This is a genomic window from Microbacterium allomyrinae (assembly GCF_020682705.1).
Taxonomy (GTDB): Bacteria; Actinomycetota; Actinomycetes; order Actinomycetales; family Microbacteriaceae; genus Microbacterium; species Microbacterium allomyrinae.
Window position 1 is genome coordinate 80,272 of the sequence record NZ_JAGTTN010000008.1, and the last position, 19,863, is coordinate 100,134.

At 70.3% G+C, this 19,863-nt stretch carries 16 protein-coding genes; 8 read left to right on the forward strand and 8 right to left on the reverse strand.

From position 1 onward, the window contains the following. Positions 1–441: 441 nt before the first annotated feature. Both KEC57_RS17385 and KEC57_RS17390 read right to left on the reverse strand, forming a co-directional pair. Positions 442–1,488 (reverse strand): ATP-dependent DNA ligase, encoded by a 1,047-nt coding sequence (locus KEC57_RS17385; RefSeq protein WP_229385959.1) that lies wholly within the window; start codon positions 1,486–1,488, stop codon positions 442–444. A 52-nt stretch (positions 1,489–1,540) separates the two neighbouring features. After that, entirely contained in the window at positions 1,541–2,698 is a 1,158-nt protein-coding gene (locus tag KEC57_RS17390) for an AI-2E family transporter (protein ID WP_229385960.1), read from the reverse strand. Between the two features lie 171 nt (positions 2,699–2,869). Between KEC57_RS17390 and KEC57_RS17395 the strand changes: the two genes are divergently transcribed. Further along, complete coding sequence (locus tag KEC57_RS17395; protein ID WP_229385961.1) at positions 2,870–4,450, forward strand: aspartate:alanine exchanger family transporter; 1,581 nt, start codon at positions 2,870–2,872, stop codon at positions 4,448–4,450. A gap of 16 nt (positions 4,451–4,466) precedes the next feature. On the opposite strand, the gene KEC57_RS17400 is transcribed toward KEC57_RS17395, so the two are convergent. The 5 genes from KEC57_RS17400 to KEC57_RS17420 all read right to left on the reverse strand — a co-directional run bounded on the left by KEC57_RS17400 (position 4,467) and on the right by KEC57_RS17420 (position 10,567). Continuing rightward, positions 4,467–5,699 (reverse strand): acyl-CoA dehydrogenase family protein, encoded by a 1,233-nt coding sequence (locus KEC57_RS17400; protein ID WP_229385962.1) that lies wholly within the window; start codon positions 5,697–5,699, stop codon positions 4,467–4,469. A gap of 102 nt (positions 5,700–5,801) precedes the next feature. Continuing rightward, positions 5,802–6,263 carry a MaoC family dehydratase gene (locus KEC57_RS17405; RefSeq protein ID WP_229385963.1) on the reverse strand — a complete coding sequence of 154 codons (462 nt, stop codon included), beginning with the start codon at positions 6,261–6,263 and terminating at the stop codon, positions 5,802–5,804. Continuing rightward, positions 6,260–7,009: an SDR family oxidoreductase gene (locus tag KEC57_RS17410; RefSeq protein ID WP_229385964.1), complete on the reverse strand. Its 750-nt coding sequence runs from the start codon at positions 7,007–7,009 to the stop codon at positions 6,260–6,262. The genes KEC57_RS17405 and KEC57_RS17410 overlap by 4 nt, the downstream gene beginning before the upstream one ends. Before the next feature lie 64 nt (positions 7,010–7,073). Continuing rightward, complete coding sequence (locus tag KEC57_RS17415; protein ID WP_229385965.1) at positions 7,074–9,788, reverse strand: cation-translocating P-type ATPase; 2,715 nt, start codon at positions 9,786–9,788, stop codon at positions 7,074–7,076. Positions 9,789–9,859: 71 nt separating this feature from the next. Continuing rightward, complete coding sequence (locus tag KEC57_RS17420) at positions 9,860–10,567, reverse strand: TetR family transcriptional regulator (protein ID WP_229385966.1); 708 nt, start codon at positions 10,565–10,567, stop codon at positions 9,860–9,862. Positions 10,568–10,778: 211 nt separating this feature from the next. Between KEC57_RS17420 and sucC the strand changes: the two genes are divergently transcribed. The 4 genes from sucC (at position 10,779) to KEC57_RS17440 (ending at position 14,278) form a co-directional block, all read left to right on the forward strand. Then, on the forward strand, positions 10,779–11,942 hold the full coding sequence (sucC, locus tag KEC57_RS17425) for an ADP-forming succinate--CoA ligase subunit beta (protein WP_229385967.1): 1,164 nt from the start codon (positions 10,779–10,781) through the stop codon (positions 11,940–11,942). Between the two features lie 11 nt (positions 11,943–11,953). Beyond that, positions 11,954–12,856 carry a succinate--CoA ligase subunit alpha gene (sucD, locus tag KEC57_RS17430; protein ID WP_229385968.1) on the forward strand — a complete coding sequence of 301 codons (903 nt, stop codon included), beginning with the start codon at positions 11,954–11,956 and terminating at the stop codon, positions 12,854–12,856. A 135-nt stretch (positions 12,857–12,991) separates the two neighbouring features. Then, complete coding sequence (locus tag KEC57_RS17435; RefSeq protein WP_229385969.1) at positions 12,992–13,429, forward strand: nitroreductase family deazaflavin-dependent oxidoreductase; 438 nt, start codon at positions 12,992–12,994, stop codon at positions 13,427–13,429. 105 nt (positions 13,430–13,534) lie between these two features. Then, positions 13,535–14,278, forward strand: coding sequence for a formylglycine-generating enzyme family protein (locus KEC57_RS17440; RefSeq protein WP_229385970.1), 744 nt, complete (start codon positions 13,535–13,537; stop codon positions 14,276–14,278). A gap of 62 nt (positions 14,279–14,340) precedes the next feature. On the opposite strand, the gene KEC57_RS17445 is transcribed toward KEC57_RS17440, so the two are convergent. Next, on the reverse strand, positions 14,341–15,807 hold the full coding sequence (locus KEC57_RS17445; RefSeq protein WP_229385971.1) for an NCS2 family permease: 1,467 nt from the start codon (positions 15,805–15,807) through the stop codon (positions 14,341–14,343). Between the two features lie 129 nt (positions 15,808–15,936). Here KEC57_RS17445 and KEC57_RS17450 point away from each other — a divergent pair, with 129 nt between their 5' ends. Genes KEC57_RS17450 through purH form a run of 3 tightly spaced genes read left to right on the forward strand, consistent with a single transcriptional unit; the run spans position 15,937 to position 19,861 of the window. Beyond that, on the forward strand, positions 15,937–17,613 hold the full coding sequence (locus KEC57_RS17450) for a cell division protein PerM (RefSeq protein WP_229385972.1): 1,677 nt from the start codon (positions 15,937–15,939) through the stop codon (positions 17,611–17,613). Between the two features lie 9 nt (positions 17,614–17,622). Next, positions 17,623–18,225 (forward strand): phosphoribosylglycinamide formyltransferase, encoded by a 603-nt coding sequence (gene purN / locus KEC57_RS17455; protein ID WP_229385973.1) that lies wholly within the window; start codon positions 17,623–17,625, stop codon positions 18,223–18,225. Positions 18,226–18,256: 31 nt separating this feature from the next. Next, positions 18,257–19,861, forward strand: a complete 1,605-nt coding sequence (gene purH, locus KEC57_RS17460) for a bifunctional phosphoribosylaminoimidazolecarboxamide formyltransferase/IMP cyclohydrolase (RefSeq protein WP_229385974.1) — start codon at positions 18,257–18,259, stop codon at positions 19,859–19,861. Positions 19,862–19,863: the final 2 nt, after the last annotated feature.

Consider the following 19,863-nt stretch of genomic DNA (forward strand, 5'->3'; position numbering starts at 1 on the left):
GACGTGCGCGGCATGGTGTTTCGCCGCGTTTGCGGTGTATTGCCTTGCGTGGAGTTCGGATACACCGTAAACGCGACGAGACATCGTGTGCGGCATGGTGTTTCGCCGCATTTACGGTGTATTGCCCGGCCCCGGCATCCGGCGCCCGGCACCCGGCCCCGGCCCCCGGCATCCGGCATCCGGCATCCGGCGCCCGGCACCCGGCCCCGGCACCCCGGCATCCCGCCCTGCGGCACCCCGGCCCCCGGCACCCCGGCCCCCGGCACCACGGCACCCCGGCCCCCGGCACCCCGGCCCCCGGCACCACGGCACCCCGGCACCCCGGCACCCCGGCCCCTGCACCCTGCAACCGGCCCCGGAGACCCCGGCACCCGGCACACGCCGCGGCACGCCGGCGCAGGACCGCGCAGGTCTCGGATGCCGCGCCCCGCGGCATCCGCGTCACTCCAGCACGTCGGCCAGGTCGTACGCCGACACCGTCTCGAGCTGCTCGTACGTGCACGAGCGCGGATCGCGGTCGGGCCGCCACCGCTCGAACTGCACGGTGTGGCGGAAGCGCCAGCCCTCGAGCTGGTCGTAGCGCACCTCGAGAACGCGCTCGGGACGCAGCTTCACGAAGGACGAGTCGGCGCGGCCGGCCTGGAAGCGCGACTTCTCACCCTCGCCTCGCAGCGCCTCGCCGTCGGCGTCGCGCTGCACGAGCGGTGCGAGCTCGTCGATGAGTTCGAGACGGCGGGCGTTGCTCCATGCGGCGACTCCACCGACGGGGTAGAGCGTGCCGTCGTCGCCGTACAGTCCGACAAGGAGCGAGCCGACGCCCTGCCCGGACTTGTGGATGCGGTAGCCGAGGGCCACGACGTCGGCGGTGCGCGCATGCTTGATCTTGAACATCGTGCGCTTGTTCGGGGCGTAGGGCTGGCCGAGCGGCTTGGCGACCACGCCGTCCAGGCCCGCGCCCTCGAACTCCGAGAGCCAGCGCCGCGCGCGGTCGGGGTCGTCGGTGGTGCGAGTGACGTGCACCGGGTGCGGCACGTCGCCGAGCAGATCGACGAGCTCGGCACGCCGGACCGAGAAGGGCTCGGGCTGCAGGTCGCGATCGCCGCGGGCGAGGAGGTCGAACGCGATGAACATCGCCGGAGTCTGCTCGGCGAGCAGGTTCACCCGCGAAGCGGCGGGGTGGATGCGCTGCGAGAGCGACTCCCAGTCGAGGCGCTGCGCGCCGGGGTCGCCTTTCGGCACCACGACCTCGCCGTCGATCAGGCACGGTTCGGGCAGAAGCCGCGAGAAGGCCTCGACGAGCTCGGGAAAGTAGCGGGTGAGCGGCTTGGCGCCGCGTGAGCCGATCTCGACGCGCTCGCCGTCCCACGAGACGAGGCCGCGGAAGCCGTCCCACTTCGGTTCGAAGCTGAGGCCGCCCGGCACCTTCGCCGGGTCGGGAACGTCGGGCACGGACTTGGCGAGCATCGGCGCGGGGATCTCATACGGCATGGGTACATCCTGCCCGGGGGAGCGGACGCCCGACAGTGCCCGGTGCTGCTCTTCAGGTCTCGAGGCGCTGCTTCGGGCGCGCCCAGCGGGCGGGTAGATCCGGCCCGTCCCAGACCTGCACGATGCCCCACACTGCCGCGGCGATGGGTACCGCGAGCACGGCGCCGACGATGCCCCCGAGCACGGTGCCGATGGTCAGCGCGATCAGGATCACGAAGGCGTGCAGCTTCATCGAGCGGCCCATCAGCACCGGCTGCAGGAAATTGCCCTCGAGCTGGTTGACGAGCACCACGACCCCGACGACGAACAGCGCGTTGATGGGCCCGTTCGCGACGAGCGCGACCAGCGCCGCGACGATGCCGGCCAGCGTCGCGCCGACGATCGGGATGAAGGCGAGGAGGAAGACGAGCACCGCGAGCGGGATCGCCAGCGGCACCTGCAGGATCAGCAGGCCGATCAGGATGCCGATCGCATCGACGAACGCGACGGTCGCGGTACCTCGCACATAGGAGCCCAGCACGACGGTGGTCTTGTCGCCGATGCGCCGTGCGCGGCGGTACTGCTCGCCGTGGAACGGGCGCAGCAGGAACTCCCACATCTGCGGTCCGTCCTTGAGGAAGAAGAACAGGATCGTCACCATGAGCACGAGTCCGGTGAGGAAGTTCGCCACGGCCCCCACTCCGGCCAGTGCTCCCGAGCCGAACTGGGCGCTCAGCACGAAATCGGTGAGCCAGGCGACCCATTCGTCGATCTGGTCGGTCGAGAGGAAGTCGAACGGCAGCGTGTCGAGCCACGCGAGCAAGCTCTGGAAGCCGCTCTCGGCCTGAACGTACAACTCGTCCCACTGGTCGCGCACGGCCCAGACGATCAGCCACCCCAGGAGTGTCAGCACGATGGCGATCGCGAGCAGTGTGATGAGCGTCGCGAACACCGAGGGGACGCCGCGTCGTCGCAGCCACGTCATCGCCGGAGCGAACGCGCACGCGAAGATCAGCGCCAGCACGAGGGGGATCGTCACGAGCGTCACCTGCTGCATCGCGAAGACGATGCCCGCCGTGACCGCGACGACCACGATGACCTGGATGGAGCGGATGCCGAGCCGGCCGAATCCGTCGGCCCACAGGCTCCACGGGGCCCGTGACGCAGACAGCTCGACCTCTCGCGATTCGAGTCGCACGGTCTGCGGATCGTCTCGGCGGAACAGTCCCATGACGACGAGGCTATCCGCGGCTCGGGGACCGGGACGGATGCCGCGCGGAGGGTGCCCGCCGTACAGAGATCGCCCGCCGCGCGGACGTGAGGACCCGGAGCCGCGGAGTTTTCCCGGCGCGCGGAGGTGCGCCGTTGGGCGGTGCACGGCAGAGTGGAGCCGGAGGTGCGCGTGAGCACTGTCTTCGAGTTCCTCGCCGCTCAGCCGGTGATCCTGCTCTTCCTGCTGCTCGGCGCCGGTGCGGCGATCGGGCGGATCCGCATCGGCGGCATCTCGCTCGGCGCGGTCGCCGTGCTCTTCACGGCGATCGGCCTCAACGCGTGGGCGGTGTCGCAGGGCGTCACGCTCGAGATCCCCGCGGTACTGGGCGACTTCGGGGTGGTCGTCTTCGCCTTCTGCACGGGGATCATCGCCGGCCCGGCGTTCTTCCAGGCGCTGCGCACGTCCTACCCGCTCATGCTCGTGGTGTCGGCGATCGTGCTTCTCGCCGCGGCAACCGGGTACGGGCTCGGCACCGCGATGGGGCTCTCGCCCGTGACGATAGCGGGGACCTTCGCCGGCGCCGTCACGAACACCCCTGCGCTGGCCGCGACCGGCGGCAGCCCCGAGGCGACCGTCGGGTACGCGAGCGCCTACGTCTTCGGGGTCGTCGGGGCGATGGCCGCGGTGTGGTTGGCCCTGCGGCATGCCCGGCACGACACCGACGCACCGGGCGTCATCGTCGACAAGCCGGTCCAGGTCGACACCACGTCACTGCCGACGGCGACGGATGTCGCCGGCCGGCACGGCGGTCGCGTCGCCTTCTCGCGCATCGAGCACATCAGTGGGGATCCGGCAGAGACCGTGCACAGCGGCACGGAGTTCCGCCCGGGCGATGTCGTCAACGTCGTCGGGCCGGCGGACGAGGTGCAGGCGGTCGCTGCCGAGCTCGGCCACACCAGCGCGATCGACATCACGCGCGACCGGACGCGCCTGGACTTCCGCCGCATCATCCTGTCCGACGCGGCGCTGGCCGGTCGCACCATCGGGAGCCTGCGGCTGCGCGAGCGGTTCGGTGCGAGCATCATGCGCGTGCGGCGGGGCGACGTCGACGTCGTCGCCGGACCCGATTTCCCCCTGCATCTCGGCGACCGCCTGCGGGTTGTCGCCCCGACCGAGCAGATGCCGGCGGTGACCGCGTTCCTCGGCGACTCGGAGCGGGGCCTCGCCGACGTCCATCCGGTGGCCCTCGGCGTCGGCGTCACGATCGGTCTGCTGCTCGGGTCGGTCCAGATCCCGATCCCGGGCGGGGGGTCGTTCAGCCTCGGATTCGCGGCGGGGGCGCTGATCCTCGGACTCGTGATGGGAAGGGTCGGGCGGATCGGGCCCTTCGTCACGGCGCTGCCGAACACCGCAGCGACCGTGCTCGCCGAGATCGGACTGCTGATCTTCCTGGCGTTCGCCGGAACCAAGGCCGGTTCGCTCATCGTCTCGGCGATCGTCTCGGGCGAGGTCGTGGGGCTCCTGCTCCTGGGCGGCACGATGACCGTCATCCTCATGGGCGGGGTCTACCTCGTGATGCGATTCGCCTTCCGCCTTGGCGGCACCCGGCTCTCCGGCCTCATCGGCGGCGCCCAGACCAACCCGGCGATCCTCGCGTTCGCGAACTCCCGCACCGCGTACGACGTACGGGTCGCACTCGGATACAGCCTCGTGTACCCGGCCGCGATGGTGGTGAAGATCGTGCTGGCGCAGGTGATCGTCGGACTCTGAGCGGTCTTGCCGATGCTCAGACGAACGCGCTCATCCCGGTGATGTCCCGGCCGATCAGCAGCGCCTGCACGCTCTCTGTGCCCTCGTAGGTGTGGATCGCCTCGATGTCGGCCATGTGCTGGATGACGCCGTTCTCGAGCAGGATGCCGTTGCCGCCCAGCAGGTCGCGTGCGGTCGAGGCGATCCGGCGCGCGGCGCGCGTGTTGTGGTACTTGGCGAGCGAAGCCTGCGTGGGGCGCAGCTCGCCGCGTGTCTCGAGGTCGGCCATCCGGCGACAGAACAGCTGCATCGCGGTGAGATCCTCGAGCATGTTCGCGAGGCGCTCCTGCACCATCTGGAACTTCGCGAGCGGCTTTCCGAACTGGATCCGCTGCTGCGAATAGGCCAGCGACGCCTCGTAGCAGGCGGTCGCGTGCCCGAGCGCCGACCAGGCCACGCCCGAGCGGGTCGAGTAGAGCACGGTCGAGGCATCCTTGAAGCTCTTGGTTCCCGGCAGCACCGCGTCCAGCGGCACCCGCACGCCGTCCAGAACGATATGGGCCTGGTGGATGCCGCGCAGCGACCCCTTTCCCGCGATCACCGTGCCGAGGTATCCGGCCGTCTCCTGCTCGACCAGGAAGCAGCGGACGGCGCCGTGCTCGGGCGTGCCGGCATCGTCGACGCGGGCCCACACGAACGTGATGCCGCCCGAGGCGCCGTTGCCGATCCACTTCTTCGCGCCGTCGAGCACCCACGCGTCGCCGTCGCGGCGTGCGACCGTCTCGAGAGAGACCGAGTCGGACCCGTGGTCGGGTTCGGTGAGGGCGAAGGATGCCGCGACCTCGCCGCGTGCGACCGGTACGAGCCAGCGATCCTGTTGCGCAGGGCTTCCGAAGAGCGCGAGCGTGCGCAGCGCCAGCCCGCCTTGGACGGCGATCACCGTGCCCAGCGATCCGTCGCCACGCGAGACCTCCATGTTGACCAGGCCTGCGGCGAGCGGCGAGAAGCGCGTCAGCGCGGGGTGGTCGATGCCGTCGTTGAAGAGGTCGAGCTCGCCCAGGCGCATCCCGATGTCGAGGGGGTACTCCGCCTTGTCCCAGGCATCCTGCATGCGGGTGCCGACTTCGTCGACGTATCCCTGCGCGCGTTCCCAGATCTCGCGGTCGCCGTCGGGGATGTCGGCGAACACGGCGTAGTAGTCGGTGCCGAGGCGGGCGGTGACGTCGTAGCCGGCGACGCTCTGACCGGGGCGGGGCTGGAAGTCGGTCACGATCGGGCTCCTGACGTGCGGGGACAGTGGTGCAGCATCCGAGTCTAGTGGAACTCGATACCGCGTCCCCTAGGACTGAGTCTCACCGCTAGAGGGGATGCGTCAGTGAGAGTCGCTGACGAACAGCGTGAGCGTCTCGGCGACGAGCGCCGGACGGTCGGAGCCCTCGAGCTCTACGGTCGTGCGCAGACCCACGCGGCACCCCTGGGGCGTGGGCTCGGCCGAGGCGACCACGGTCACGGCCCGCACCCGCGAGCCGGCGAGGACCGGCTGCAGGAACCGAACCCTGTCGAGTCCGTAGTTGACGACCATCGCGGAGCCGCCGACCGACAGCAGGCCCGACGTCAGCCGGGGCAGGAGTGAGAGCGTCAGGTAGCCGTGCGCGATGGGCCCGCCGAAGGGGCCGGATGCCGCGCGCTCGGCATCGAGATGGATCCACTGCCAGTCGTCGGTGGCGTCCGCGAACGCTCGTATCCGCTCCTGGTCGATGGTGAACCAGGCGCCCGTCGCGGTGCGCCCGACGGCCCCGGGCAGATCGGCGGCGGACGCCACCGCGATGCTCATCCGCGCGGCCCCCCGGCGACGTACAGCACCTGACCCGAGACGAATCCCGCACCCTCCGAGCAGAAGAACGACACGGCCGCGGCGATGTCTTCGGGCGTTCCGGCCCGCTGGAGCGGGACCTCGGCGGCCCGTGCCTCGATGAACTCCTCGAAGCCGACGCCCAGACGCTCGGCCGTGGTTCGGGTCATGTCGGTGACGATGAACCCGGGCGCGACGGCGTTGGCCGTCACGCCGAAGCGCCCGAGCTCGATGGCGAGAGTCTTGGTGAGACCTTGCATGCCCGCCTTGGCGGCGGCGTAGTTCGCCTGGCCGCGGTTGCCGAGCGCCGACGTGCTCGACAGATTGACGATGCGACCCCACCCCGCCTCGACCTGGTGCTTCTGCACCTCGCGGCTCATCAGGAACGCTCCGCGCAGGTGCACCGACAGCACCGTGTCCCAGTCGTCCTCGGTCATCTTGAACAGCAGGTTGTCGCGGATGACGCCGGCGTTGTTCACGAGGATGGTGGGGCCGCCCAGCTCGGCATCCACCTGGGCCACGGCGCGTGCCACCGCATCGGCGTCGGCGACGTCGGCGCCCACCGCGATCGCCCGGCCCCCGGCATCCGCGATCGCATCGACCGTGGCAGCGCACGAGCCCGCGTCCAGGTCCAGCACCGCGACGGCGCAGCCGTCGGCGGCGAGTCGCTGCGCGGTCGCGGCGCCGATGCCGCGCGCGGCGCCCGTGACGATGGCGATTCGAGTCATGGGTTCTCCTCACGGGGATTTCGCGGTGCCCGTGCGGCCGGCGGATCCGCGCGGTGAAGAGCGATCAGCTGTGCGCGGCCGCCGCGCGGCGGCCGATGCGGGCGCGCCGGATCCACTTCTCGAGTTCCACGAAGATCGGGACCACGACGGCGAGGCCGATCGCGATGAGCCATTCGGTCCCCGACAGGCCGGTCGTCCCGATGAGGCGCTGCAGGAACCCGATCTCCACCGCGGCCACCGTGAGAGCGAGCGGGATCGAGAGCCACTTGACCGCGGTGAGGATCGGCGCCGTGAGGCCGCTCTCGGGATCGCGGCGCATCGCCAGGCCTCCGAGCACTGCCCCGAAGGCCGCGACGACGAAGGTCATGGTGACCGGGACGTTCGGCTCGGTCGAGCTCAGAAGGTCGGGGAACATGAGCAGCGGGACGAGGGTCATGAGGAACAGCACCCCGCCGTACACGAACCACAGCGTGACCGCTCCGCCGTTGGCGATCGTCTTCTTCGGGTCGCGCGGGGGCTGCAGCATGATCCCGTCCGGCACGGGGTCCAGCAGGATCACGACGACCGGGAAGATCGAGACGAAGAAGTTCAGGAACAGGATCATGATCGGCGTCAGCGGGACGCCGTCGTTGATGTCGAAGAGACTGGCCACCAGGAACAGCAGCACGAGCGAGAACAGCTGCGACATCTGGTAGCGGACGTAGCTGACGATCTTCTCGTAGATCGCGCGCCCCAGGCGCACGGCCGTGACGAGCGTGCCGAAGTTGTCGTCGATCAGGATCATCTTGCCGGCCTGCTTCGTGACCTCGCTGCCCGACCCCATCGCCACGCCGATGTCGGCCTGCTTGAGTGCCGCGGCGTCGTTGACGGCATCGCCGGTCATGGCCACGACATCGCCGGTCTCCTGCATCAGGCGGGCCAGGCGCAGCTTGTCTTCGGGAGTCACGCGCCCGAAGACGTGGAGACTCGGCAGCGCCGCCTTGAGCTCGTCGTCGCTCATCGCCTGGATGTCGGCACCGCTGGCGGCGCCGGGTCCCAGGCCCAGCTTCGCGCCGATCGCGGCCGCCGTGATGGCGTGATCGCCCGTGATCATGCGCACCTCGATACCCGCTTCGTGTGCGATGCGCACGGCCTCTTTCGAGGAGGGGCGGAGAGGGTCGATGATGCCCACCAGGCCGACGAGGGTGAGGTCCTTCACCTCGGCCATCGGGTCCGCGGGCACCGCGGCGCCCGCGGGGAACCGCCGCACCGCGAACGCGAGGACGCGCAGGCCCTGCTCGGACAGCTGCCGGTTCGCGTCGAGCACGGTCTGGCGCTGCTCCTCGATCGGTGCAGGACCATCGGCGGTGGCGACTGCCGAACACCGGTCGAGCACCACGTCGGGTCCGCCCTTGACGAGTGCGACCAGTTGCGTCTCGCCGTTCTGGCCGACCTCGTGGAAGGTCGCCATGAACTTGTAGGCCGAGTCGAACGGCACCTCGGCGGCTCGGGGGTACTGCCCGCGCGTCAGCTCGGCATCCGCCCCCATCTTCGCCGCGAGCACGACCAGCGCCGCCTCCGTCGGATCGCCGATCACGGCGCCGTCGTCCGACACCGTCGCATCGCTGCAGAGCGTCAGCCCGAGCGCGAGCTGCGTGAAATCGGGAGTCGGCTGCCCCGCGGCCCCCCGGATGTCGCCCACCTTCTCGTACCCGCTGCCGCCCACGGTGAACCAGTCGCCCGCGAGATAGAGGGACTCGACCGTCATCTCGTTCATCGTGAGCGTGCCGGTCTTGTCGGAGTTGATCGCGCTCGTCGCGCCGAGCGTCTCGACGTCGGTGAGGTTCTTGACCACGGCGTTGTGCTCGGCGAGCTGCCGGGACCCGTACGAGAGCATCGCCTGCACGAACGACGGCATGCCGGTGGGGATCGCGGAGATCGCCATGGAGATGCCCAGGAGGATGACCGCGGCGATCTCCTGACCGCGTAGGAGACCCGTGATGATGATGATGGCCACCGCGCCCCACGCGATCCAGCCGAGGACGCCGGTGAGCGCATCGAGTTCTCGCTGCAGCGGAGACTTCGCGGGCTTGACCGCCGACAGCATCGACGCGATCTGGCCCATCTGCGTGCCCATGCCGGTGTCGGTGATCACGACGCTGGCCGTGCCGCGGGTGACCTGGGTGTTCTGGAACACCATGTTCGCGCGGTCGCCGAGAGTCGTCTCGGGGTCGGGGATGGCCGCGGCGTCCTTCGCGATCGGGGCGCTCTCTCCGGTGAGCGCCGCCTCTTGCGTCTCGAGGGTCGCGGAGCGGAGGATGCGCCCGTCGGCGGGGACGATGTCGCCCGCTTCGACCATGACGATGTCGCCGGGCACGATGTCGGTCGCCGCCACCTGCAGGAGCGATCCGTCGCGGATGACCTTGGCCTGCGGGATCTGCATCTTCGCGAGCGCGTCGACCGACGCCTTGGCCTTGAGCTCCTGCCGGGCCCCCAGCACGACGTTGAGCACGACCAGGGCGCCGACCAGGATGCCGACACTCACCTGATCGATGAGCAGGCTGATGACCGCGACCGCGACGAGCATGACGTTCATCGGGTCGGCGAGCTGGCGGAGCGAGACCTGCCAGACGGAGGGCGCGGGCTCGGCGGCGATCGAGTTCGGGCCGTGCTCCGCGAGCCGTCGAGCAGCCTCCGCTCCGGTGAGTCCGCGCTCTCGGTCGGTCTGCATCGCAGTGACGACGTCGGAGGCTTCTTGGGCGAACCAGGGGGCGGGCGGCGAGGTGTCCACGGTGGTCATGGCTTGACCATACCCCGAGGCGCACTCCGGCGAGAGGGGAATTTCGGGCGTGCAGCGCGCGCCGCACGGCGTCAGTCCAGGCGCTCCTGCAGGCGCCGCGCGACCTCTGCGGTCGGCATGGAGCGGGGGAACACCGCGACGACGAGGTCGTCCGAGGCAGCCCGGGATGTCTGTCCATCGGGATGCACGCCGAAGCGGCGCAATGCGTCGTCGAGAGCCGAGCGCAGCACCGACGCGGGAACCTTCTTCGGACCGCGCAGCAGGCGCCGGAGCACGTGGTTGTGGATGGCGGTCACCAGGGCGGCGAATCCGACCGCGTCGAGCGGGTCGAGCCCGGGCAGTGATGCGCGCAGGTACTCGTCGAAGAGGCGCTCGTAACGGAAGACCGTGACGATCTCGCGCTCGCGCAGCGCCGGCACGCCGCGGACGACCGCGTAGCGGCGGCGGGCGAGCTCGGGGTCGGCGGCGAAATGCGCGTAGACGAACAGGGAGGCGTCGCATACGGCGACCCACGGATCGGCGTGCGGCTGCGCCAGGAACTCGCGCAGCTGATCGAGCAGCTCTTCGTGATCGGTGAAGACGACGTCGTCCTTACCGCCGAACTGACGGAAGAACGTCGAGCGCGACACCCCGGCGGCCTGCGCGATCTGCTCGACCGAGGTCTGATCGAAGCCCTGCCGGGCGAACAGCTCCAGCGCCGCTGCGACGACGGCCGCACGCGGGGATGCCTGCGGTGCGGAGGTCGGGCCCGTGACGCGGGCGGAGGCGGTGTCGGACATCTCGGATCAGAGCCTAGTCGCAGCGTCTGCGGAGGTCGCGGCATCCGCTCGGCGACCCGCCGCGTGCATCCTCAGCCGAACCGCTGGCGCGTCGTTGCGGTCCGGAGCGCGCCGTCGGCGGTAGTAGGCTGGGGGACTGGTCGATATCTCGACGTCGAGACGCTTTTCGGGCGTCAACCCACCCCATTCGCCACCTGCGAAGGAATGCACTGTGGATCTGTACGAGTACCAGGCACGTGACCTTTTCGAGAAGTACGAGGTGCCGGTTCTCGCCGGCATCGTCGCGGACACGCCGGAGGAGGTGCGGGCCGCAGCCGAGAAGATCGGCGGAGTCGTCGTCGTCAAGGCGCAGGTCAAGGCCGGCGGCCGAGGCAAGGCCGGCGGCGTCAAGGTCGCCAAGACGCCCGATGAGGCATACGAGGCCGCCAAGGCGATCTTCGGCCTCGACATCAAGGGTCACATCGTCAAGCGCGTGATGGTCGCGCAGGGCGCGCGCATCGACAAGGAGTACTACTTCTCGGTGCTGCTGGACCGCGCGAACCGCGCCTACCTGTCGCTCGCGAGCGTCGAAGGCGGCATGGAGATCGAGGAGCTCGCGGTCGAGCGCCCCGAGGCGCTCGCGCGCATCGCGGTCGACCCGCTGCAGGGCATCGACAAGCAGAAGGCCGTCGAGATCGCCGAAGCCGCCGGCTTCAGCGCCGACCTCGTCGACAAGGTGAGCGACGTCTTCGTCAAGCTCTACGCCGTCTACACGGGTGAGGACGCGACGCTCGTCGAGGTCAACCCTCTCGTGCTCACCGAAGAGGGCGACATCATCGCCCTCGACGGCAAGGTCTCGCTCGACGAGAACGCCGACTTCCGTCACGCCGGGCACGCGCTGCTCGAAGACAAGGACGCGGCCGACCCGCTCGAGGCCAAGGCCAAGGAGAACGACCTCAACTACGTCAAGCTCGACGGCGAGGTCGGAGTCATCGGCAACGGTGCAGGCCTCGTGATGTCGACGCTCGACGTCGTGGCATACGCCGGTGAGAACCACGGCGGCGTCAAGCCCGCCAACTTCCTCGACATCGGCGGCGGCGCGTCGGCCGAGGTCATGGCCGCAGGCCTGGACGTCATCCTCGGCGACCCCCAGGTCAAGAGCGTGTTCGTCAACGTGTTCGGCGGCATCACCGCGTGCGACGCGGTCGCCAAGGGCATCGTCGGCGCGCTCGCCGAGCTCGGATCGAGCGCCTCCAAGCCGCTGGTCGTGCGTCTGGACGGCAACAAGGTCGAGGAGGGCCGCGCGATCCTCCGCGACGCCAACCACCCCCTCGTGACGCTGGCCGAGACGATGGACGAGGGCGCCGACAAGGCCGCCGAGCTCGCGAACGCATAAGGACTGAGAACATGTCGATTTTCCTCAACAAGGACTCCAAGGTCATCGTCCAGGGCATCACCGGCGGCGAGGGCACCAAGCACACCGCGCTCATGCTCAAGGCCGGCACGCAGGTCGTCGGCGGCGTGAACGCCCGCAAGGCCGGCACCACCGTGCTGCACACCGACGCCGACGGCAAGCCCGTCGAGCTCCCCGTCTTCGCATCCGTCGCCGAGGCCATCGCGGCAACCGGTGCCGACGTGTCGATCGCGTTCGTGCCGCCCGCGTTCACGAAGGACGCCATGGTCGAGGCCATCGACGCCGAGATCCCGCTCCTCGTCGTGATCACCGAGGGCGTGCCCGTGGGCGACACCGCCGAGGCCTGGGCCTACGCGCAGTCCAAGGGCAACACCACCCGCATCATCGGACCGAACTGCCCCGGCATCATCACGCCCGGCGAGTCGCTGGTGGGCATCACGCCCGCCAACATCACCGGCAAGGGTCCCATCGGCCTCGTGTCGAAGTCGGGCACCCTGACCTACCAGATGATGTACGAGCTGCGCGAGATCGGCTTCTCGACCGCCATCGGCATCGGCGGCGACCCGGTCATCGGCACGACGCACATCGACGCGCTCGCCGCCTTCGAGGCCGATCCCGAGACCAAGGCGATCGTCATGATCGGTGAGATCGGCGGCGACGCCGAGGAGCGCGCGGCCGACTTCATCAAGGCGAACGTGACCAAGCCGGTCGTCGGCTATGTCGCGGGCTTCACCGCACCCGAGGGCAAGACCATGGGCCACGCAGGCGCCATCGTGTCGGGCTCGGCGGGCACCGCCCAGGCCAAGAAAGAGGCTCTCGAGGCCGCCGGCGTCAAGGTCGGAAAGACCCCGTCCGAGACCGCCGACCTGATGCGCAGCATCATCGCGTCGCTCTAGGCACCGCACGTCGACAGGGGCGGATGCCGCGGCCACAGGCCGAGGCATCCGCCCCTTCGTTCTGCGCCTCGGGATGCGCCCGCGCTGTCTCCGCAGACGGGCCTCGGCGGGTTCCCGGCGTCGTATCGTGGGAGCATGCCGCTGACCGGAGAGTACAAGCCGTCCACGTCCGATTGGGCCCGCAAGCAGGCGGAGGCCTTCGAGGCCTCCAACGGTGAGCAGGCGAACCTCTTGCGCGGGGTGCCGATCATCGTGCTGACCACCGTCGGCGCTCGGAGCGGTGCGCTGCGCAAGACCGCCCTCATGCGCGTCGAGCACGAGGGCCGCTACGCGGTCGTCGCGTCCAAGGGCGGCGCGCCCGACGAGCCCAAGTGGGCCGAGAACATGCGACGCCATTCCCACGTAGAGCTGCAGGACCTCGATGAGAAGCGCGACTACACGGCGCGCGAGCTGGAGGGCGACGAGCGCACCGAGTGGTGGCTGCGCGCCACCGCGGTATGGCCCGATTACGACACATATCAGACGAAGACCGACCGCCAGATCGCGATCTTCGTGCTCGAGCCGCACGCCTGATCCCGACCTGGGAGGGTCGAGAGTGCACGAACCGCGGCATCCGCCGACCTCAGCGCGCAATTCGTGCACTCTCGACCGCATTCCGGGATCCGATGGAGGGCGAGGGTGAGTGAGATCGAGGTGGCGCGGATCGACGCCGGCGTCGTGACGCTGCACGACGCGCGGCGCAAGGTGCGCCGGAGCGTCGAGCTCGAGGCCTTCGAGATCGGCGTCTACGCCGTCACCCAGGCTCAGCTCGCGGAGCTGCTGGGAGAGTCCGCGTCACACCCGGACCGGCCCGCCGTCGATGTGAGCTGGCTGCGGGCGATCCGCTTCTGCAACGCGGCGTCGGAATGGGAGGGGCTCGACCCCGCGTACACATTCGACGGCGAGGATGTCACCTGGCACGTCGACTCCGACGGGTTCCGGTTGCCGACCGAGGCCGAATGGGAGCACGCCTGCCGTGCCGGATCCACCGGCCCGCACTACGGTCCGCTGGCCGAGATCGCCTGGACGAGCGCCGACGGCGTGACGGCGCCGCAGAACGTGGGCGGCAAGCATCCCAACCTCAACGGGCTGTTCGACACGCTCGGCAACGCGTGGGAGTGGTGCTGGGACCTGCTCGACCCGGCGCGGTACGGCGACTACCGGGTCTTCCGGGGCGGCGGCTTCGCCGACGACGCGTGGAGCGTCCGCGCGTCGACCCGCCGCGGGGGAGCGCCCCGGATGCATCACGACGACGTCGGCTTCCGCGTCGCTCGAGGCGGGTTCGATACGACGGATGCCGCGCAGGGCTGGTCCGCACGCGCGGACGAGGAGCGCGCCGCCGCCGACGGCCCGCTGCCGCCGGGCTGGACGCCGCTGCGCTGATCGGCCCGCTGCCGCCGGGCTGGGCGCTCCGGCGCCCCCCCCATCACCGCGGCGCGGGCTCGTCAGCCCAGCAGCGTCTCTATCGGTCCGCGCGCGAAATAGAGCACGAAGCCGGCGGCGACGATCCAGAGCAGCGGGCTGATCTCTCGCGCCTTGCCCGAGAGCGAGCGCACCACGACCCACGCGATGAAGCCCGCACCGATGCCGTTGGCGATCGAGTACGTGAGCGGCATCACGGTGACGGCGAGGAACACCGGCAGCAGCACCGAGAAGTCGGAGAAGTCGATGAACCGGATCTGCGACATCATCAGCGCGCCCACGATCACCAGAGCGGATGCCGCCACCTCGGTGGGCACGATCGACACGAGCGGCGTGAAGAACATCGCCACGAGGAACAGCGCGCCGGTGACGACGTTGGCGAAGCCCGTACGGGCGCCCTCGCCGATGCCGGAGCCGGACTCGATGAACACCGTGTTGGACGAGCTCGAGGTGAATCCGCCGGCGACGGCGCCGACGCCTTCGACGATCAGCGCCGACGTGATGCGGGGGAAGTCGCCCTTCTCGTTCGCGAGCCCTGCTTCCTTCGACAGGCCGGTCATGGTGCCCATCGCGTCGAAGAAGTTCGTGAAGACGAGCGTGAAGACGAGCATGAGCGCCGCGAGTACCCCGATGCGCTCGAACGAGCCGAACGAGATCTGACCGACGAGCGACAGGTCGGGAACGCTCACGAGCGACGCCGGCAGCTCGGGCACCGACAGCCCCCACCCGCCCGGATTGACGGTGTCGCCGTCGAACTTCGGTCCGATGTTCCAGATCGCCTCGACGATCACGGCGACCACGGTGCCCGTGACGAGGCCGATGAGGATGCCGCCCTTGACCTTGCGTGCGACGAGGATGCCCGTGAGCAGCAGGGTGAAGACGAAGACGAGCGTCGGGACCGTGCTCACCGAGCCGTCGACGCCCAGGCCGACCGGGGGAGAGGCGGCGCCCGTCGCCGACACGAAGCCCGCGTCGACGAAGCCGATGAACGCGATGAACAGGCCGATGCCGACCGTGATCGCGAGCTTCAGCTGGATCGGCACCGCGTCGAAGATCATGCGCCGAAGCCCTGTCACCGCGAGCAGCACGATGATGAGGCCGTTGATCACGACCAGCCCCATCGCCTCGGGCCACGTCACCTGGCCGACGACCGATACCGCGAGGAACGAGTTGATGCCCAGGCCCGCAGCGAAGGCGAACGGCAGGCGGGTCACGAGGCCGAACAGCACGGTCATGAGACCGGCTGTCAGCGCGGTCGTCGCGGCCACCTGGGCGAATCCGAGAGTGTTGCCGTCGACATCGACGCCGCTGGACAGGATGATCGGATTCAGGATGACGATGTACGCCATCGTGACGAAGGTCACCACCCCACCGCGGACCTCGGTGCCGACGCTCGACCCGCGTCGGGTGATCTCGAAGAAGCGGTCGAAGCCGTTCTTCGGCTCGGGAATATCGGTGGTGTCGGGAGCGGTGGATGGGGCAGTGCTCATGGAAAAGGAACCTCCGACGAAGAACGTTAGCCGCTCGAGCGCTTTCCTGGGGATTCGCTGAGCGGATGCCGCCGCCCTCCGCGCGGATGCACCGGGCGCCCTCGTCGCGCGAAGTAGGGTCGATGGCGCATGCATCGCCTCATCGTCGCCCTACTCGCCGCCGTCGACGCCGCCATCGCGGTCGCCGTCGGCCTCGCGGCGACCCTTGCCCCGCTGACCCTGCTCTGGGTGTTCGGTCTGGGCGGCGGCGCCGACTGGGGCGTGCTGTGGCCGACCGGAGTGACGGTGTGGCAGCTGGGCAACCTCGTCCCCCTGCTCGTCACGCTGCCGGCGGAGTATCTCGCCGCGACCGGCATCGACCCGAGCGTCGCGTCGTTCACCCTCTCGCTCGCGCCCCTCGCGTTCGCGACCTTCACCGCGGTCTTCGCGGCCCGTTCCGGGATCCGGGCCGCACGCGCCGACGCCTGGGTGACCGGTGTGGTCACCTCGACCGTCGTGTACGGCGCTCTCGCCGCGGCCGCGGGTTTCACCTCCCAGAATCTCGTGGCCGACGCCGAGCTGTGGCAGGCGATCCTCGTGCCGACCCTGGTCTTCGCGCTGCCGGCGTTCGTGGCCGCGGTGATCACCGAATGGGCCGAGGCCGGTGCCGGCGCGATCGCGCGCGTGCGCGACAGGGTCGAGGCCGCTCGCGACGGCTGGGCCCATGTTCCCGGGCTCATCGCGCGCGGTGGGGCGGTCGTGGTGGTCGGGCTCATCGGGCTGGGCGCCGCGGTCACGGCTGTCGCGGTGCTCGCGAGCGCGGGCCAGATCGTCGCCCTGTTCCAGGCGGGCAATGTGGACGCGCTCGGAGCCACCGTGCTGACGCTCGGGCAGCTCGCCTATCTGCCCACCCTGGTGGTGTGGGGTCTGTCGTTCGCGGCCGGTCCGGGCTTCGTCGTCGGCGAGGGCGGTGTCGTCTCGCCCGCCGGTACTCAGCTGGGCGTGCTGCCCGGCATCCCCGTGCTCGGCGCGATTCCCGAATCCACCACGACCTGGCTCCTGCTGCTCGCGCTCGTTCCGGTGGCGCTCGGCGCACTCGCCGGCTGGATCGCGCGTTCCCGCATGGTGGGCCCTCATGCCGAGACCCCTCGCGCCCCGACCGCGCCTGCCGAGCGCCCGCTGCCCGCCACGTCAGTCGTCGGTGAGGACGCCGACGAGCGCACGGCCGCGTTGTCGGGACTGCTCGCGACCGCGCCGATCGTGAGCGCGACGGATGCCGCGGCCCTCGTCGGCCACGTCGGCTCGGGCATCGGCGAGCCTGACCGCTCCGCTGCCGCGGATCACGAGCACGCGGAGCCCATCGCCGCGCGAGTCGTGGTCACCGCCGGCATCGCCGTCGTCGCCGCCGCCGCGGCGGCCGTGCTGGCCGCGTGCGCCTCCGGCTCACTGGGGCCGGGAGCCCTCGCCACGGTCGGTCCCCAACCCGGTCCTGTCGCCTTCGCGGTGGGCCTCGAAGTGCTGGTCGGCGCCGCGATCCTGCTGCTGGCGCCGCATGCGTCGGGGCGCACACGGCGTGTCGGCGGCGCCGGAGCGCCGGTCGACACGTCGTGGCAGGGAGCCGGCGACGGCGCGTACGACGTCGACAGCGACACCGGGGCGTCCGGCGAGGCGGGAGCGGGCGACACGCCCCGCGCACCGCGCGCGGCAGGAACGGCGCCCTCGGCGCCCTCGTCGGCCGAGACCCAGCCCTTCGAGTTCCCGACGATCCCGGCGCGCCTGCTGCGCGATGCCGGGGCACGCGACAGCGAGGGCGACGCGCCCCGGTAGACTGGGCCCGTGCTCACGGTCGCCGTCCTCATTTCGGGCACAGGGTCGAATCTGCGAGCCCTGCTCGACGAGGCTGCCGACCCCGAGTTCCCCGCGCGCATCGTCGTCGTCGGCGCCGATCGCGAAGCCGAGGGCTTCTCGCACGCCGAGGAGTACGGCATCCCGACGTTCATGGTCCCGTTCGCGCAGTTCGCGACGCGCGAGGCCTGGGGGGCGGAGCTCGCAGAGCAGCTCGCGGTCTGGAAGCCCGACCTCGTCGTGCTGAGCGGGCTGATGCGGCTGCTGCCGGCCGCTCTCGTCGACGAATGGGCGCCCCGTATCGTCAACACGCACCCCGCGTATCTGCCCGAGTTCCCCGGTGCGCACGGCGTGCGCGACGCGCTCGCGGCCGGAGTCGCACAGACCGGTGCCAGCGTGATCATCGTCGACAACGGCGTGGACACCGGCCCGATCCTCGCGCAGGAGCGAGTCCCCGTGCTGCCGGGTGACGACGAGCACGCGCTCCACGACCGCATCAAGCCCGTCGAACGCCGCCTGCTCATCGATGTCGTGCGCCGCGTCGCGGCCGGTGACCTCGATCTCGCCGCGGTCGCCGCGGCGCCCGCCTCCTGACTCGTCCCACCCCACCCCGAGGAGTTCCGCCATGGCCGGACCGCGCCACGACCCCGCCCTGTACCGCGACCGCGACGTCGTCCCCGTCCGCCGGGCGCTCGTCTCGGTGAGCGACAAGACCGATCTGCTGAGCCTCGCGACCGCGCTCGCCGATGCCGGGGTCGAGATCGTCTCGACCGGCGGCTCCGCGACGTTGCTGCGCGACGCGGGCTACGCCGTCACCGACGTCTCGGCGATCACCGGATTCCCCGAATCCCTCGACGGACGCGTCAAGACCCTGCACCCGAGCGTGCACGCCGGTCTGCTGGCCGATCTGCGGCTGGAAGACCACGAGCAGCAGCTGGCACAGCTGGGCATCGAGTCCTTCGAGCTCGTCGTGGTGAACCTGTACCCGTTCGTCGAGACCGTGCGCTCGGGCGCCCAGGGCGACGATGTCGTCGAGCAGATCGACATCGGCGGGCCCGCGATGGTGCGCGCGTCGGCGAAGAACTACGCGAACGTCGCGATCGTGGTCTCGCCCGAGTCCTATGCGTCCGTGATCGAATCCGTCCGTGCCGGCGGCACGAGCCTGGTGCAGCGCCGCGAGCTCGCCGCCCGCGCCTTCGCCCACACCGCGGAGTACGACCGTGCGGTCGCGACCTGGTTCGCCGAGGGCACGCTCACGGCGAAGGACCTGCCCGCGCACCTCACGATCAAGGCCGAGCGCCTGGCGACGCTGCGCTACGGCGAGAACTCGCACCAGCGCGCCGCGATCTACACGCGCACCGGCGGGCACGGCATCGCCCAGGCCGCACAGCTGCAGGGCAAAGAGATGTCGTACAACAACTACGTCGACGCCGATGCCGCCCTCCGCGCCGCTTTCGACATGATCAAGCCCGCGGTCGCCATCATCAAGCACGCGAATCCGTGCGGCATCGCGGTCGCAGCCCCCAGCGCCCTCGACCCGATCGCGAGCGCTCACCTGCGCGCGCACGAGTGCGACCCGGTGTCGGCATTCGGCGGCGTGATCGCCGCGAATCGTACCGTCACGCTCAAGATGGCCGAGAACCTCCGCGACATCTTCACCGAGGTCATCGTCGCCCCCGACTTCGAGCCCGAGGCGCTCGAGGTCTTCAAGCTCAAGAAGAACCTCCGCGTGCTGCGTCTGCCCGTCGACTGGCAGCAGGAGCGCATGGACGTGCGCCTCGTCTCGGGCGGGCTGCTGCTGCAGGATGCCGACCGTTTCCCCGACGACATCGAGTCGGTCGCGAAGGACTGGCAGCTCGTCTCGGGCGAGCAGCCCGCCGCCGACGAGATGCAGAATCTCATCTTCGCGTGGAAGTCGTGCCGCGCGGTGAAGTCGAACGCCATCGTCCTCGCCAAGGGCTCCGCCACGGTCGGCATCGGCATGGGGCAGGTCAACCGCGTGGACTCGTGCAGGCTCGCGGTCGAGCGCGCCGGTGATCGTGCCGCGGGGTCGGTCGCGGCATCCGACGCGTTCTTCCCTTTCGCCGACGGCCCGCAGGTGCTGATCGATGCCGGCATCACCACGATCATCCAGCCCGGCGGCTCGGTGCGCGACGCCGAGGTGATCGAGGCTGCTCGCGCGGCGAATGTCACGATGTTCTTCACCGGAGAGCGCCACTTCTTCCACTGACG